The sequence below is a fragment of the Klebsiella sp. GW_Kp181 genome (genome assembly GCF_040062315.1).
GTDB lineage: Bacteria > Pseudomonadota > Gammaproteobacteria > Enterobacterales > Enterobacteriaceae > Klebsiella > Klebsiella oxytoca.
Genome location: NZ_JBEAFR010000089.1, coordinates 38,691 through 55,388, shown reverse-complemented (window position 1 = coordinate 55,388; position 16,698 = coordinate 38,691). Strand labels below are relative to the sequence as shown.

Genomic DNA, 16,698 nt, shown 5'->3' with positions numbered 1-16,698 from the left:
CGATGAAAAATCAATATGTCCCAACGGCAGCTGGGCTATATCTTAACTATCTGATCCACGGTATGGGGGTTTTGTTAATTACCCTCAATATGGCGAATCTGCAGGAACAATGGGGAACCGACGCTGCCGGCGTCTCCATCGTTATCTCGTCGCTCGGGATCGGTAAGCTCGCCACGATCGTGACAGGATTCCTGTCCGACCGTTTTGGTCGTAAACCCTTTATCTATCTCGGCATAGCCAGTTATGTGGTGTTCTTCCTCGGTATTCTGCTGACGAAAAACATCTATCTGGCCTACTGCTGCGGCATTATGGCGGGCCTGGCGAACAGCTTCCTCGACTCCGGTACCTATCCGGCGCTGATGGAGTCTTTCCCTAACTCCGCCAGCCGGGCTAATGTGTTGATCAAAGCCTTTGTCTCTGCCGGGCAGTTCCTGCTGCCGTTTATTATCGGTGCGCTGATATGGGCGAATATGTGGTACGGGTGGTCGTTTATCATCGCTGCAGCATTAATGATCCTGAGCGCGGTCTACCTGATAAAAATGCCTTTCCCGGATCATCGGGCGAAAAAGGAAACCGCAGAGAAATCAGTGACTGCCGCCGCCGCTCCGCAGGCGGACTCCGGCAAACTGGATATGGTCATCTTTACCCTGTACGGTTATATCGGTATGGCGACTTTTTATCTGGTAAGCCAGTGGTTAGCGCAGTACGGCGAGTTCGTTGCCGGCATCCCTCACGAGTCGGCTATTAAACTCTTGAGCGTCTATACTGCCGGTTCACTGACCTGCGTATTCGTCACTGCGGCTTTTGTTAAAGAGGTATTCAGCTCAGCCGTCGCTATGATCATCTACACTTTCCTGTCGATGATTTCACTGCTGATCGTTTGCCTGTTCCCGACGCCAATGATTGTGACCGGCTTTGCCTTTATCATCGGCTTTGCCGCCGCTGGCGGCGTGCTGCAGATAGGCGCGACCATCATGGCCATGAGCTTTCCGAACGGGAAAGGCAAAGCCACCGGGATCTTTTATACCGCAGGAAGTCTGGCCAGCTTTACGATCCCGTTGATTACGGCAAAACTGTCGAAGATTGGTATCGCCAGCATTATGTGGTTCGATCTTCTGATCGCTATCGTCGGCTTTGTGATCGCCCTGTACATCGGTTATCGTCAGCTTCAGGTTCGCGCCGCTGCAAAAACATCCCGCGTTGCAGCAACCGCCTGATGGTCAATGACAAAAAGAATAATGGATACCAACATGACTAAAGCAGTAACAGTAAAAAACATCACCTTCCAGGAAGGGGAAACCTTAATCTGCGTACCGCTGATCGGCAAAACGCTTGCCGAGCTGCAGACTAACGCACGCGCGCTGGCTACCGCCGGAGCCGATATTATCGAATGGCGCGTCGATCACTTCACCCAGGTCAGAGAAACTGAGCAGGTTCTGCTGGCGCTGGGCGAAATTCGCCAGCTGCTGAAAGAGATTCCTCTGCTGTTTACCTTCCGCAGCAAAAAAGAGGGTGGCGAAACGGAAATCAGCGACGAAGCCTATTTTGAGCTGAATCGCCAGGCGGCCGTTAGCGGTCTGACCGACGTGATTGATATCGAGCTGTTCAACGACGAAGCGCAAATTCGCTCGCTGGTGAGCGATGCCCACGCTGCGGGCGTTAAAGTTATCATGAGCAATCACGATTTTCATAAAACGCCAGCTCAGGAAGATATCATCTACCGTCTGCGTCGCATGCAGGATCTTGGCGCTGACCTGCCGAAGATCGCGGTTATGCCACAGTCGCCGCAAGATGTTCTGACCCTGCTTTCGGCAACGCTGACGATGAAAGAGAAGTATGCCACTCGCCCATTAATCACGATGTCGATGGGTAAATCCGGCGGCGTGAGCCGGGTAACCGGCCGTTTGTTCGGTTCAGCAATGACCTTTGGCACCGTCGGTCAGGCTTCTGCGCCAGGGCAAATCGCCATTACCCAGCTGCGTGAACTGATGGATATTCTTTCCTGATGAAACCATCGCCCGGAGGTCACCCTCCGGGCATCTTGTTATCTGATTTTTTGGCTGTCATTAATAATGACATCTTTAAATGACTGAATGGCCGGGGAAAGTACCCGCTCCTTCATAGTCGCCAGATAGATATAACGCGGAGGAATGGCATTTTTGATCGTCAGGATATGCACGTTGTAATACGACAGCGCGGAAATTCTCGGCATAATCGCAATACCGTAATCAATACTAACCAGCCCCGCCATCGCCGTATCCTCATCAACGTAGCAGGCAATATCCGGAACCAGTTTTTGCTGCATAAACACGTTATCAATAAAAGGTCGCAGACCGCTATTTTCTGAAAAATAGATATAGGGGTAGTGGATCGTCTCCACCAAGTCGACTTCATTTTCATAAAGCCTGGCCAGAGGATGATCTTTTGCCGTCACTACGACCAGTTCTTGTTGAATAATAGGAATAAAGTCAATATCCGGTTCATCCGCAATATAGGAACAAATAGCCAGATCGCTTTTTCCGGCTTTCAGTTCCTGGAGAAGGGTTAACGAGGTTCCCTGAGTAAAAGAAAATGTCACATTGTGACGAGATGGTGACAGCGAATATTTGTTAATTAACTGCGGAACAACATATTCGCCCATGGTATAAATAAATGCAATGCGAATATTTTCTTTGTTCTCAGCGCTATTTTTTTGCAACGTCATACGGCCATTTTCTAACGAGGCCAGCGCATCTTCCACGTAGGGCAGAAAGCGCCTACCATTCTGCGTAATCTTGACATTGCGCCCTTTCCTGGCAAATAGCGCCACTCCCAGCTCTTTCTCCAGTTCAGATATGGCATGGCTGAGGGACGGTTGGGTGATAAAAAGGCTGGAGGCAGCTTCAGTGTAATGCTCAGTTTCTGCCAGTCGCTTAAAATAATAAAGTTGCTTTAGGTTCATTATTTTTGCTCGTATAATATAAAAATAAAACTAATGTGCTTAATATACCATACAAGCTATCTATGATGAGCCGGAAAGGAGAAATATCGGAGTCATATCAAATATTGTTTTACCATTTCGTTCCAGGGGTAACAAGGCATGACCAATCATCGATAGAGTCAATACTTAAGCAGAGTATTTCTGCATGCATAAATACATGCAAAAATATTTTAAACTTTAAAGGAACTCTCTATGAGGACACTCAATGCTCAGGAACGGCCGATTTTGCCGTCGGCCACGCAAAAGCGAACTAAAACACGAATTGTAATTTTAATGTTACTATCGATCGGGACGATGATAAATTATCTCGATCGTACTATTTTAGGTATTGTTGCACCTAAGTTAACGAGCGAAATCCATATCGACCCGGCGATGATGGGTATCGTTTTTTCCGCTTTCGCCTGGACCTACGCGCTGGCACAAATTCCCGGGGGAATGTTTTTAGATCGCTTCGGTAATAAATTAACTTACGCGCTTTCTATTTTCTTCTGGTCAACTTTTACCCTATTACAAAGCTTTTCCGTAGGCTTAAAATCATTGCTGCTGCTGCGATTAGGTTTAGGCATCAGCGAAGCCCCCTGCTTTCCGGTGAATAGTCGGGTCGTGAGTAAATGGTTTCCCCAGCATGAACGCGCTCGGGCAACGGCGACTTACACCGTCGGTGAATATATTGGACTGGCCGCATTCTCTCCGCTACTTTTTTTAATTCTGGAGCATCATGGCTGGAGAACGCTATTTTTCCTGACCGGCGGCCTGGGCATTGCATTCACTTTTGTGTGGTGGAAATTTTATCATGAACCGCATCAATCAAAGACTGCAAATAAAGCAGAGCTGGAATATATCGGCGTAGAAAATACGGCTAGCGCCGATGAAAATATCCCGTTTAACTGGCCCGATGCCAAACGCCTGCTGTGCTGCCGACAGATTATCGGCGCCAGCCTGGGGCAGTTTGCCGGTAACACCACGCTGGTTTTCTTCCTGACCTGGTTCCCCACTTATCTGGCTAACGAACGCCATTTACCGTGGCTTCACGTGGGTTTCTTCGCCTCCTGGCCATTCCTGGCCGCGGCTATCGGTATCTTTTTCGGCGGTTGGGTATCCGATAAAATCTTAAAGAAAACCCGTTCTGTAAATATTAGCAGAAAGCTACCCATTATTTCCGGACTGCTGCTTTCGAGCTGCATCATCATTGCTAACTGGGTCGAGAGTAACACCGCTGTTATTATTATTATGTCGATCGCTTTTTTTGGTCAGGGCATGGTTGGACTCGGCTGGACGCTTATTTCAGACATTGCGCCTAAAAACATGGGCGGACTCACCGGGGGGATCTTCAACTTCTGTGCAAATATGGCGTCAATTATTACCCCGTTAATTATCGGGGTCATCATATCCATGACCGGTAATTTTTTCTACGCACTGATTTATATCGGTTTAACCGCGCTGATTGGCGTTATCGCTTATATTTTTATTATCGGCGATATAAAAAGGATCGTGTTGAAATAACCCGCCCGGGACGCTGCCCCGGTAGCCAGCCGGGGCGGTAACGACAATCAGATATCTTTCACCCGGCTGGTCATAAATAGCGTCACCAGCGAGATAGCGGCAATTGTCCAGTAGACGCTGGCGTGCCCATAGCTTTGCGACAGTGCGCCCTGAATCACCCCGGCCAGAATCACCCCGGTAGAGATACTGTTGGTAAACAGCGTCGTCGCGGCGCCCGCCCGTCCGGGCATCAGATCCTGAAACCACAGCATGCCAATGCCGGCAACAATGCCGATAAACACGGCATTAAACAGCTGTAACACCAGCAGCGCCACGCGGTCGTGAAACAGAATCAGACCAATATAAAACAGCACGCCCGCCGCCACCGCAGTCACCATCATCTTGCGTTTCCCCCAGCGCTTAACGTAGTAGCCCGCCAGGATCATCGCCGGGATCTCCAGCCCGGCGGCGGTGCCCATCAGAATCCCCGCGAGGCTATCGGGAAGGCCAAGATCGCTACTGATCCACAAAGGCATATCAATGATATACATGGTGTTGCAGGTCCACATCAGCGTCGAGGCAATAAACAGCATGCGTACGTTTTTATCGTGCCATCCTCCGGCCTGTACCAGAACTTCAGCGCCTTCCGAGGGTTGTTCAACGCGGGCGACCGAGGGCAGCTTGAAAGCAATCAGCGCCAGGCTAATAACAAAGATCCCGGCAGCAATCGAAAACATGGTGGTGAAGCCGTAGTTCAGCGCCAGCATAAAGGCCAGCGGCGGGCCAATAACCCATGCCAGCGAGAGCTGCGCACGCATTATCGAACTGAACATCACCACTTCACGCGCCGAGCTATCAGCATATTCCCGCGCGAGGGCAAAAAGCTGCGGCATCGCGGCATTCGCCACGGAGGCCAGCATAACCCCGCAGGTAATCAGCGTCAGATAGTGACGATTAAAAGCAAACAGCAGCGCGTTTCCCACCGCCATCAGGCAGCAAAACATAATCAGCCGTCGGCGATCGCCCCGACTATCGGAGCGCTTAGCCAGCGCCAGGCTGACCAGTATGCCGGCAATGGCGTTAACCGTATAGAATAGCCCTACCCAGAAAGGCTGCGCGCCCACTTCGCGGCTGAGAAATAAGCTGAGCGTCGGCGCCTGCAGCGCGCCTGCGATTCCCATCATGAAAGCGACAAGCATAAAAGCGGCGTAAACGCCGTTAAGACGTCGACCCATCGTCATTAACCACAGCATGAAATATCCTTAAGCACGCGAAGAAAACGAAAAAAGCCAGCAGAAGTTTTCTGCTGGCGGGTGATTCTATACTCTATGGATTTCGAGTTGCGGGCAGGCGGCCAGAACGTAAGTCCCTGGGAACATAGATAACTATGTGACCCGGGCGAGCGGGCGCAGCCAACGCACCTGCAGCTTGAAAGACGACGAGTATAACACCAATACTCAGTCACACATGATGTCTGCAAGTCAATGATCAGAGGCCTGCGACGTAACTCCCCACTGCATCAGTTCGCCGAGAATTTCCTGCTGTCTTCCTGCCATCAGGCGGGCCAGCCAGGACGCATCCTGCGTCGCAGAAAAGTAGCGTTGGTAGAACTGTTTAATGGTTGACCCCATCATATTCACCTCCTCGCTTCATCGACGTTGATTATTGACTTAATATAGGAAGTAATAAATTGCTGAGTTTTTATCAGGAGTTCCCCTTTTATGTCTTCCGGTCGTTTACAACAGCAGTTCATCCGCCTGTGGCAGTGCTGCGACGGCAAGTCGCAGGAGACAACGCTGAATGAACTGGCAGAGATGCTAAGCTGCTCGCGTCGTCATATGCGTACCTTACTCAACATGATGGAGGCGCGCGGCTGGCTGACCTGGGAGGCGGAGGCCGGACGCGGCAAGCGTTCCCGGCTCGCTTTTCTCTATACCGGTCTCGCGCTGCAGCAGCAGAGGGCGGAAGATCTGCTGGAGCAGGACAGAATCGATCAGCTGGTGCAGCTGGTTGGCGATAAAGCCGCCGTCCGCCAAATGCTGGTTTCCCATTTAGGCCGCAGCTTTCGCCAGGGTCGGCATATCCTGCGCGTGCTCTACTACCGGCCGATGAAAAATCTGCTGCCCGGCAGCGCGCTGCGCCGCTCGGAAACCCATATTGCCCGGCAGATTTTTAGCGCCCTGACGCGAGTAAATGAGGAAAATGGGGAACTGGAAGCCGATATTGCTCACCATTGGCAGCAGATCGCGCCGACCCACTGGCGTTTTTTTCTGCGTCCAGGCATTCATTTTCACCATGGGCGTGAGCTGGAGATGGAGGATGTCATCACCTCCCTGCAGCGCAGTAACGCGCTGCCGCTCTTCTCTCACATCGAGCGTATCGACTCCCCCACCGCCTGGACTCTCGACATTCATCTCAGCCAACCCGACCGCTGGCTACCGTGGTTGTTAAGCCAGGTACCGGCCATGATCCTTCCGCATGAGTGGCGAACGATGGAGAATTTCTCCAGCATCCCCGTGGGGACAGGGCCTTACTCGGTTGTGCGTAATAATCAGAACCAGCTCAAAATTCACGCCTTCGATGACTATTTCGGCTACCGGGCGCTGATCGATGAAGTGAACGTCTGGGTTCTGCCGGAAATCAGCGAAGAGCCCAACGGTGGGTTAACGTTACAGGGCACCACGCAAAGCGAAAAGGCGGTGGAAAGCCGTCTGGAAGAGGGGTGTTATTACCTGCTGTTCGATGCCCGTAGCCCGCTCGGCGCGAACAGCGCGGTACGCCAGTGGCTAAGCTATGTATTCCAGCCCGCTAATCTGCTCTATCACGCGGGCGAGCACTATCAGGGCAACTGGTTCCCGGCATATGGCCTGCTGCCCCGCTGGCATCATGCGCGCAGCCACGCCTGTGAAAAACCACCCGGTCTTGAAACGGTCAGGCTGACCTACTACCAGGACCACGTCGAGCATCGCGTGATGGGCGGGATCATGGCGACGCTGCTGGCCGAGCATCAGGTTAAGCTGGAGATCCAGGAACTGGAGTATCAGGAGTGGCACCGCGGTGAGGTGGTCAGCGACGTATGGCTCAACAGCGCCAACTTTACGCTGCCGATCGATTTCTCCCTGTTTGCCTGGCTGTATGAAGTTCCCCTGATTCGCAATTGTATCCCCATCGACTGGGAGCAGGACGCCGCTCGCTGGCGCGCGGGTGAGCTGAATCCGGCGACCTGGAGCCAGCAGCTGTTGGCCAATCAAACCGTGGTGCCGCTCATTCACCACTGGCTGATGATCCAGGGGCAGCGCAGTATGCGCGGCGTACGCATGAACACGCTCGGCTGGTTTGACTTTAAATCCGCGTGGTTCGCGCCGCCGGAGCCGTAATGCTTTCAGTCCGCTGACAAAATCATTACACTAACTGCCGTTCTCAACGGGGTGCTAATAAACATACGCAATCTCATTCAAGTTGCTTCAACGCGCGGTTAGCGCGGAAGCAACCCGAAGATAAAGCGTATGGGCTGAGAAAATACCCGTCGAACCTGATCCGGATAACGCCGGCGAAGGGATTTGAGGCCCTCTCAAAATCCTTTGCCACCCCTTTTTCTGAGGTGCAAAGTGTTGAAAAAATTACTCCCCCTGCTGGCGCTGGCCGCCGCGCCCGTTTTTGCCAAACCGCTGCTCACCGTTTATACCTACGACTCATTCTCCGCCGACTGGGGCCCTGGCCCGGCGGTTAAAAAAGCCTTTGAAGCCGACTGCGGCTGCGAGCTGAAGTTCGTGGCGCTGGAAGATGGCGTCTCGCTGCTCAATCGTCTGCGGATGGAAGGCAAAAACAGCAAAGCCGACGTAGTGCTGGGACTGGATAACAACCTGCTGGAAGCGGCTTCGCAAAGTAAGCTGTTCGCCAAAAGCGGCGTCCCTGCCAGCGCGGTGAACGTACCCGGCGGCTGGAACAACGACACCTTCGTCCCGTTCGATTACGGCTATTTCGCCTTTGTTTACGATAAAAACAAGCTGAAAAATCCGCCCAGGAGCCTGAAAGAGCTGGTTGAGGGCGAGCAAAAATGGCGGGTGATTTATGAAGATCCGCGTACCAGCACGCCGGGTCTGGGCCTGCTGCTGTGGATGCAAAAAGTCTACGGCGATAAAGCGCCGGAAGCCTGGCAGAAGCTGGCGGCGAAAACCGTCACCGTCACCAAAGGCTGGAGCGAAGCCTACGGCCTGTTCCTGAAAGGCGAAAGCGATCTGGTGCTGAGCTACACCACCTCCCCGGCTTACCACATTATCGAAGAGAAGAAGGATAACTACGCCGCGGCAAACTTCGCTGAAGGACACTATTTGCAGGTCGAAGTCGCCGCCCGCACCGCGGCCAGCAAGCAGCCGGAACTGGCGGAAAAATTCCTCAAATTTATGGTATCGCCGGGCTTCCAGAATGCGATCCCCACCGGCAACTGGATGTATCCGGTCACTCAGGTTGCGCTTCCGGCAGGCTTTGACGCGCTGATGAAACCGCAGACGACCCTCGAATTTACACCGCAACAGGTGGCCGCCGAACGTCAGAACTGGATTAGCGCATGGCAACGCGCCGTCAGCCGCTAGCTTTCGGCTGGCTCCTGCCGGGACTCACGGCGGCCATCGTTCTGGTCGTCGTGGCGCTGGCCGCCTTTCTGGCGCTATGGTTCAGCGCCCCGGAGACCACCTGGAAAGCGCTTATCAGCGACGGCTATCTCTGGCACGTGGTGCGTTTCTCCTTCTGGCAGGCCTTCCTTTCCGCGCTTTTTTCGGTGCTACCGGCGATATTCCTCGCCCGCGCTCTGTACCGGCGACGTTTCCCCGGGCGCACGCTGCTGCTGCGCCTTTGCGCCATGACCTTAATCCTGCCGGTACTGGTGGCGGTCTTCGGTATTCTGAGCGTCTACGGTCGTCAGGGATGGCTGGCTGAATTATGCAACGCGTTCGGCTGGCAGTGGGAATTCTCGCCCTACGGGCTACAGGGGATCCTGCTGGCGCACGTGTTCTTTAATATGCCGATGGCTACGCGCCTGCTGCTGCAGACGCTGGAAAATATCCCCGGCGAGCAGCGGCAAATCGCCGCCCAGCTCGGCATGCGCGGCTACGTCTTTTTCCGGCTGGTTGAATGGCCGTGGCTGCGTCGGCAAATCCCGCCGGTTGCGGCGCTGATCTTTATGCTCTGTTTCGCCAGCTTTGCGACCGTGCTGTCGCTGGGCGGAGGCCCGCGGGCCACGACGATCGAGCTGGCGATTTACCAGGCTCTCAATTTCGACTACGACCCGGCGCGCGCGGCGATGCTGGCGCTCATCCAGATGATCTGCTGTCTCGGACTGGTGTTGCTTAGCCAGCGCCTGAGTAAAGCGCTCGCCATCGGGGCCAGTCATATCCGCGGCTGGCGCGATCCCGACGACCGGCTATATAGCCGGCTGTGCGACACGGCGCTGATCGGCGCTGCGCTTTTACTGCTGCTACCGCCGCTGCTGGCGGTGATAGGCGACGGGCTGAACAGCAATCTGTTTAGCGTGCTACAGCAGCCCGCGCTTTGGCAGGCGCTGTGGACATCGCTGCGTATCGCCCTTGCCGCCGGACTCTTAAGCGTCATCCTGACCATGATGCTGCTGTGGAGCAGCCGTGAGCTCCGCGCCCGCCGTCGCCCTCTCGCCGGTCAGGCGCTTGAGCTGAGCGGCATGCTGATCCTCGCCATGCCGGGCATCGTGCTGGCCACCGGTTTCTTCCTGCTGCTCAATAATAGCGTGGGCCTGCCGGAATCCGCCGACGCCATCGTCATTTTCACCAATGCGCTGATGGCGATCCCCTACGCGCTTAAGGTGCTGGAAAACCCGATGCGCGATATCGGCGCCCGCTACGGTACCCTCTGCGAGTCGCTGAGGATGCACGGCTTTACCCGCCTCCGGGTGGTCGAGCTTCGCGCTTTAAAACGGCCGCTGGCCCAGGCGCTGGCCTTCGCCTGTGTGCTGTCGATTGGCGATTTCGGCGTCGTAGCGCTGTTCGGCAACGAAGATTTTCGTACTCTGCCCTTTTATCTGTATCAGCAAATTGGCTCTTATCGCAGCCAGGACGGCGCCGTCACCGCCCTCCTGCTTCTGCTGCTGTGCTTTTTACTCTTTAGCGTGATTGAAAAACTTCCGGGACGCGATGCTAAAACTGAATGATGTGACCTGGCTTTATCAGCATCTGCCGATGCGTTTCACGCTTGCCGTCGAACGCGGTGAGCGCATTGCGGTTCTTGGCCCCAGCGGCGCCGGGAAAAGTACGCTGCTGAACCTGATTGCCGGTTTTCTGCCGCCTGCCAGCGGCAGTATCGAGATCGATGGTCAGCCCCATACCTACACGCCGCCCGCGCGTCGCCCGGTATCGATGCTGTTTCAGGAAAATAATCTGTTTAACCATCTCACCATCCGCCAGAACATTGCTCTGGGAATGCATCCGGGGCTCAAGCTGAACGCGACGCAGATCGCCCGCCTGCAGGCCATTGCCGGGCAGATGGGAATCGACGCCTTGTTAGAGCGGCTGCCGGGCGAGCTTTCCGGCGGCCAGCGTCAGCGTGCGGCGCTGGCGCGCTGTCTGGTACGCCAGCAGCCGGTACTGCTGCTGGATGAGCCCTTCTCCGCGCTCGATCCCGCGCTGCGTCAGGAGATGCTGACCCTGGTTGCCGACATCTGCCGGCAACAGCAGCTGACGCTGTTAATGGTCTCGCACAGCGTGGAAGATGCTGCGCGTATCGCGCCGCGGTCGGTGGTCGTGGCTGAGGGACGGATTGCCTGGGATGGCGAGACCGCCGCGCTGCTCAACGGCAGCAGCAGCGCCTCGGCGCTACTGGGAATTAGCGCAAAATAACCTTATGCAGGATGTCGAGATAGACCGGCATCAGCGGATGACGGAAGGCGAGCACCAGGGCCGCGACGGCGGCGCATACCATCAGCGGCGCGATCCACAGCAGGCGCGAACGCGGCAGAAAGCGGGTGAGACGATCGCCGGCGCTTTTGGCGCTGCGCCACAATCGCCAGCACAGCCACGCCGCCAGCCACGCCAGCAGCGCCGCCCCCAGCAGCAGCCACTTAAAGCTGGCGCTATTCTCATCGGCCGGAATATCAATTGCCGCCCCGGCTAGTATCCCCGGTAAGAAGTAGAGCGGCGGCCATAGCAGGCAGCCAATGATATTCGGTGGAATGAATTTCGCGACCGGCAGATCCAGCATCCCGGCGACCATCGGCACCAGCGGGCGCGTTGGCCCGACAAAGCGGCCAATCAAAATGGTAAACATGCTGTGCTGATGCAGCGCATGTTCGGTTTTATCCAGCAGCGCTTTGTTTTTCTTTAAAAAAGACCAGCGATGCAGCGGCTTTTTAAACCGCCAGCCAAGCCAGAATGAGATCCAGTCGCCGAGCAAACAGCCGATAATCCCCGCCAGCCACGCCTGCCAGAAGTTAACCTCTCCGCTGCCGATCAGCGCCCCCAATCCGGCCATCATCACCGTTCCCGGTAAGATAAGCCCCACCAGCGCCAGCGACTCGAGGAAGGCGACCAGCAGAACGGCTATCAGGGAATAGACCGTCGATTGAGTAATAAAGTGTTCCAGCAATGCTTGCATAATGTACCCGGATTAAAAACGAAGCACGGATTCTCCGGAGCCGTTCATACTTCGTCAAGCCATCATTTGTTTGTATAGTTTACTGGCTGTGTTAAAAATCCGGGCCATCATTTCACTTTCTTTACTTTTTATTCACACCCAGCGCGAAACTCGCTCGGGCTGGCGCCGGTGCATTTCTTAAACACGCGCGAAAAGTAGAGCTGGTCCTCAAAACCGACGTTACGGCCAACGGTAGCGATCGGCATCCGCGTCGTGCTCAGCAGCAGCTTGGCCTGGCTAATGCGCTGATCCTCCCGCCACCCCAGTACGCTGATCCCTAACTGCTGGCGGAACAGATGCGACAGGCGCGACGGCGACAGGCACACGTGCTGGGCGACGCTGGCAATGTCGAAATGGCTGTCCGCCAGATGATCGCTGATGTACTGGCAGGCATCGCGCACCCGGTTATCCAGCGGCGGATGCAGCGATTCATTGATGGCCTCCATACGGCGCAGCAGCAGTTGCTCCATAAGATTGATCGCCAGCAGCTCGGAATAACGCCCCGCGCCCTGCCCGGCCTCCACAATCTGCCCGAACAGCTCGCCAAAGCGCGCCTGCCACTGCTCATCCGGGCGGAAAAAGCCGGTCTGGGCAAAAATCGTTGGCCAGTTAAGCCATTCATGCCAGTAGGCGCGCGGCCGGAAATAGACCCACTGGTGATACCACTCGCGGGCATCGGGATGGCGGCCGTAGTGGTGTATCTCTCCCGGCGGAAACAGCAGCATATCGCCGGGGCGGCAGATAAACTGCTCCCCGTGGTTATTGATCACCCCTTCGCCGCGGATCGTCAGATTAAGGATATAGCCCTTCATGCCCAGCGGACGGTCAATAAAGAAATCCAGATAGCCGTCGGCCTCAATCGGCGTCAGGCCCGTCACCAGATGGGCATTAAAAGAGTAACCCGGCAACAAAGGATCGTTTTGCGTTTCGGCCATAAACTCTGCTCTCCCGGAGACATTAAGGACACCAATTGTCCATACCTTGTATTTTATCCTCAGGCTGAAGACCCGTACTGCGACGCGCGTTAGAAATCGGATTAAAACCCGCCTCATCTCGGCAAAAACTGAGCACGGCGCACAATTCAGGCACTTTTGGCGCATAACTGAAGTGTCTATAAAGACGGCAGGAAAGTCCACATTGAATATTTGCACGGCGTCACACTTTGCAGCTTCACAGCAATATAGTCCATAAGATTAGCGAATACGGCCTGACGGTTTTCAGCCCAGATATCTACTGTTGCACCATGAATGATTTTTAGCATGGAGTAACAGTATGGCAATTGCGATTGGCCTCGATTTTGGCAGTGATTCAGTACGCGCCCTGGCGGTAGAGTGCGCGACCGGCGAAGAGCTCGCCGCAAGCGTCGAGTGGTATCCGCGCTGGCAGGAGGGGCTATTCTGCGATGGCCCGAACAACCAGTTCCGTCATCATCCACGCGACTATATCGAATCAATGGAAGCCGCGCTGAAAAACGTCCTCGCCGCCCTTAGCGCCGAACAGCGCGCTGCCGTCGTAGGTATCGGCGTTGATAGCACCGGCTCAACACCCGCGCCCATCGACGCTGACGGCAACGTGCTGGCGCTGCGCGAAGAGTTCGCCAACAACCCCAACGCCATGTTCGTGCTGTGGAAAGACCATACCTCGGTGGAGGAGGCGGAGGAAATTACCCGCCTGTGCCACCAGCCCGGCAAAGAAGATTACTCCCGCTATATCGGCGGTATCTACTCCAGCGAATGGTTCTGGGCCAAGATCCTCCACGTGACTCGCCAGGACCGCGCCGTCGCCGAGGCCGCCGCGTCGTGGATTGAGCTGTGCGACTGGGTGCCGGCCCTGCTTTCCGGGACGACGCGCCCGCAGGATATTCGCCGCGGCCGCTGCAGCGCCGGGCATAAATCCCTTTGGCATGAAAGCTGGGGCGGCCTGCCGCCAGCCGGGTTCTTCGATGAACTTGACCCGATAATTAACCGGAACCTGGCCTACCCGATGTTCAGCGAGACCTGGACTGCGGATCTGCCGGTCGGCACGCTGACCACCGAATGGGCCGCGCGTCTGGGCCTGCCGCAAACCGTCGCCATCTCCGGCGGCGCATTCGACTGCCATATGGGCGCCGTCGGCGCCGGAGCGCAGCCAAATGCGCTGGTTAAAGTTATCGGCACCTCCACCTGCGACATTCTGATCGCCGATAAACAGAGCGTTGGCGAGCGCACGGTAAAGGGCATTTGCGGCCAGGTTGATGGTAGCGTCGTGCCTGACTTTATCGGTATGGAAGCGGGGCAATCCGCCTTTGGCGACATCTACGCCTGGTTTGGCCGTATTCTCGGCTGGCCGCTGGAGCAGCTGGCGCAGGCCCACCCGGAACTTAAAGAACAGATCAAAGCCAGCCAGAAACAGCTGCTGCCCGCGCTGACCGACGCATGGGCGAAAAATCCGTCTCTCGACCACCTGCCGGTAGTGCTGGACTGGTTTAACGGGCGCCGTACGCCGAATGCCAACCAGCGTCTGAAAGGGGTCATTACCGATCTGAACCTCGCCACCGACGCCCCGGCGCTGTTCGGCGGGCTGATTGCCGCCACCGCCTTCGGCGCCCGCGCCATTATGGAGTGCTTCACCGAACAGGGGATCCCGGTCAATAACGTGATGGCGCTCGGCGGCATCGCGCGCAAAAACCCGGTGATCATGCAGGCCTGCTGCGATGTGCTGAATCGCCCGCTGCAAATCGTCGCGTCCGATCAGTGCTGCGCGCTGGGCGCGGCTATCTTCGCCGCCGTTGCTGCCGGCGTCTACCACGATATTCCTGCCGCGCAGGAGCAAATGGCCAGCCGGGTGGAAAGCACCCTGCAGCCTCGCCCGGCGCAGGCGCAACGTTTTGAACAACTCTATCAGCGCTACCAGCAGTGGTCGCTCAGCGCGGAACAACGTTACCTCCCTTCGACTGCAAAAGCGGAATCCGCGCCGCAATCTCAGGCAGCCTTCACCCATTAAGGACATGAAAATGACAATTTTTGATAATTATGAAGTGTGGTTCGTCATCGGTAGCCAGCATCTGTATGGCCCTGAAGCGCTACGCCAGGTGACAAAGCACGCAGAACATGTGGTGAACAGCCTGAATGCGGAAGCCAAACTGCCGTGCAAACTGGTGCTTAAGCCGCTGGGTACCACGCCGGATGAGATCACCCATATCTGTCGCGACGCAAACTACGATGATAAGTGCGCCGGGATGGTGGTGTGGCTGCATACCTTCTCACCGGCGAAAATGTGGATCAACGGCCTCACGATCCTGAATAAACCGCTGATGCAGTTCCATACTCAGTTCAACGCGGCGCTGCCGTGGGACAGTATCGATATGGACTTTATGAACCTGAATCAGACCGCCCACGGCGGCCGCGAGTTCGGCTTCATCGGCGCGCGGATGCGTCAGCAACACAGCGTGGTAACCGGCCACTGGCAGGATAAAGAAGCCCATCAGCGCATCGGCGCATGGATGCGTCAGGCGGTTTCGAAACAGGATACCCGCCACCTGAAAGTGTGCCGTTTCGGCGATAACATGCGTGAAGTGGCGGTCACCGACGGGGATAAAGTCGCCGCGCAGATTAAGTTTGGTTTCTCGGTTAACACCTGGGCGATGGGCGACCTGGTACAGGTCGTCAATGCGGTCACCGATGGCGAAATCAGCGCCCTGGTCGATGAGTATGAAAGCAGCTATCGCCTGACGCCAGCGGTGCAAATCCACGGTGATAAGCGGCAGAACCTTCTTGATGCCGCACGCATTGAGCTGGGGATGAAGCGCTTCCTGGAACAGGGCGGCTTCCACGCCTTTACTACCACCTTTGAAGATTTGCACGGCCTGAAACAGCTTCCGGGTCTCGCCGTACAGCGTCTGATGCAGCAGGGCTACGGCTTTGCGGGCGAAGGCGACTGGAAAACCGCCGCCCTGCTTCGCATCATGAAGGTGATGGCAACCGGTCTGCAGGGCGGCACCTCCTTTATGGAGGATTACACCTACCACTTCGAGAAAGGCAACGATCTGGCGCTGGGCTCGCATATGCTGGAAGTCTGCCCGACCATCGCTACCGCGGAGAAACCGATTCTCGACGTGCAGCCGCTGGGCATCGGCGGTAAAGCCGATCCGGCGCGCATCATCTTCAACACCCAGACCGGCCCGGCGATCGTCGCCAGCCTGATCGATCTCGGCGATCGCTATCGTCTGCTGGTGAACACCATTGAGACGGTGAAAACGCCGCACGAGCTGCCGAAGCTACCGGTGGCCAATGCGCTGTGGAAAGCCCATCCGGATCTGCGCACCGCGTCCGAGGCCTGGATCATTGCTGGCGGCGCGCACCACACCGTCTTCAGCCATGCGCTGACCCTTGATGATATGCGCCAGTTCGCAGAGCTACAGGATATCGAACTGACCGTGATTGACAACGAGACCCGCCTGCCCTCCTTCAAGGATGCGCTGCGCTGGAACGAAGTGTATTACGGTTCAAAACGCTAAGAGATCGTCCCCTCACCCTTACCCTCTCCCATAAGGAGAGGGTACCGCTCGGGCGCGAAACTGCTTTTCTCCCCTACCCTTGAAC

At 55.9% G+C, this 16,698-nt stretch carries 14 protein-coding genes and 1 riboswitch; of the genes, 9 read left to right on the top strand and 5 right to left on the bottom strand.

Annotated elements, in window-relative coordinates; all coding sequences use genetic code 11:
- Positions 1-2: 2 nt before the first annotated feature.
- Together ABLV11_RS27745 and aroD are read left to right on the top strand one after the other, a co-directional pair.
- The gene (locus ABLV11_RS27745; protein ID WP_016807515.1) at positions 3-1,217 is read left to right on the top strand and encodes an MFS transporter; all 1,215 of its coding nucleotides are present in this window, start codon (positions 3-5) and stop codon (positions 1,215-1,217) included.
- A gap of 33 nt (positions 1,218-1,250) precedes the next feature.
- Positions 1,251-2,006 carry a type I 3-dehydroquinate dehydratase gene (gene aroD, locus ABLV11_RS27740; protein ID WP_004108159.1) on the top strand — a complete coding sequence of 252 codons (756 nt, stop codon included), beginning with the start codon at positions 1,251-1,253 and terminating at the stop codon, positions 2,004-2,006.
- Between the two features lie 38 nt (positions 2,007-2,044).
- Here the strand turns inward: aroD and ABLV11_RS27735 are convergent, their stop codons facing one another.
- Positions 2,045-2,941 carry a LysR family transcriptional regulator gene (locus tag ABLV11_RS27735; RefSeq protein ID WP_004108162.1) on the bottom strand — a complete coding sequence of 299 codons (897 nt, stop codon included), beginning with the start codon at positions 2,939-2,941 and terminating at the stop codon, positions 2,045-2,047.
- Between the two features lie 231 nt (positions 2,942-3,172).
- On the opposite strand from ABLV11_RS27735, the gene ABLV11_RS27730 reads away from it, so the two are divergent.
- Positions 3,173-4,483 (top strand): MFS transporter, encoded by a 1,311-nt coding sequence (locus tag ABLV11_RS27730; RefSeq protein ID WP_004108165.1) that lies wholly within the window; start codon positions 3,173-3,175, stop codon positions 4,481-4,483.
- A gap of 47 nt (positions 4,484-4,530) precedes the next feature.
- On the opposite strand, the gene ABLV11_RS27725 is transcribed toward ABLV11_RS27730, so the two are convergent.
- Complete coding sequence (locus ABLV11_RS27725; protein WP_004108168.1) at positions 4,531-5,715, bottom strand: sugar efflux transporter; 1,185 nt, start codon at positions 5,713-5,715, stop codon at positions 4,531-4,533.
- 228 nt (positions 5,716-5,943) lie between these two features.
- Complete coding sequence (gene sgrT / locus ABLV11_RS27720) at positions 5,944-6,096, bottom strand: glucose uptake inhibitor SgrT (protein WP_004108171.1); 153 nt, start codon at positions 6,094-6,096, stop codon at positions 5,944-5,946.
- An 87-nt stretch (positions 6,097-6,183) separates the two neighbouring features.
- Between sgrT and sgrR the strand changes: the two genes are divergently transcribed.
- The 4 genes from sgrR (at position 6,184) to thiQ (ending at position 11,325) form a co-directional block, all read left to right on the top strand.
- Positions 6,184-7,839: an HTH-type transcriptional regulator SgrR gene (sgrR, locus tag ABLV11_RS27715; protein ID WP_032728894.1), complete on the top strand. Its 1,656-nt coding sequence runs from the start codon at positions 6,184-6,186 to the stop codon at positions 7,837-7,839.
- 37 nt (positions 7,840-7,876) lie between these two features.
- Positions 7,877-8,039: riboswitch (TPP riboswitch) on the top strand.
- 31 nt (positions 8,040-8,070) lie between these two features.
- The gene (gene thiB / locus ABLV11_RS27710; RefSeq protein ID WP_026055846.1) at positions 8,071-9,054 is read left to right on the top strand and encodes a thiamine ABC transporter substrate binding subunit; all 984 of its coding nucleotides are present in this window, start codon (positions 8,071-8,073) and stop codon (positions 9,052-9,054) included.
- Positions 9,030-10,640 carry a thiamine/thiamine pyrophosphate ABC transporter permease ThiP gene (gene thiP, locus ABLV11_RS27705; RefSeq protein WP_126488449.1) on the top strand — a complete coding sequence of 537 codons (1,611 nt, stop codon included), beginning with the start codon at positions 9,030-9,032 and terminating at the stop codon, positions 10,638-10,640. The genes thiB and thiP overlap by 25 nt, the downstream gene beginning before the upstream one ends.
- Positions 10,624-11,325 (top strand): thiamine ABC transporter ATP-binding protein ThiQ, encoded by a 702-nt coding sequence (gene thiQ / locus ABLV11_RS27700; protein WP_004110537.1) that lies wholly within the window; start codon positions 10,624-10,626, stop codon positions 11,323-11,325. Before thiP ends, thiQ begins: the two co-directional genes overlap by 17 nt.
- Here the strand turns inward: thiQ and ABLV11_RS27695 are convergent.
- Together ABLV11_RS27695 and araC are read right to left on the bottom strand one after the other, a co-directional pair.
- Positions 11,312-12,079: a DedA family protein gene (locus tag ABLV11_RS27695; protein WP_004108185.1), complete on the bottom strand. Its 768-nt coding sequence runs from the start codon at positions 12,077-12,079 to the stop codon at positions 11,312-11,314. The genes thiQ and ABLV11_RS27695 overlap by 14 nt on opposite strands.
- A 128-nt stretch (positions 12,080-12,207) precedes the next feature.
- Positions 12,208-13,053 (bottom strand): arabinose operon transcriptional regulator AraC, encoded by an 846-nt coding sequence (gene araC, locus ABLV11_RS27690; RefSeq protein WP_004098545.1) that lies wholly within the window; start codon positions 13,051-13,053, stop codon positions 12,208-12,210.
- Positions 13,054-13,390: 337 nt separating this feature from the next.
- Between araC and araB the strand changes: the two genes are divergently transcribed.
- The gene (araB, locus tag ABLV11_RS27685; RefSeq protein WP_049593854.1) at positions 13,391-15,100 is read left to right on the top strand and encodes a ribulokinase; all 1,710 of its coding nucleotides are present in this window, start codon (positions 13,391-13,393) and stop codon (positions 15,098-15,100) included.
- 10 nt (positions 15,101-15,110) lie between these two features.
- A complete protein-coding gene (gene araA, locus ABLV11_RS27680; RefSeq protein ID WP_126488447.1) occupies positions 15,111-16,613 on the top strand; it encodes an L-arabinose isomerase in 1,503 nt (500 codons plus the stop codon).
- Positions 16,614-16,698: the final 85 nt, after the last annotated feature.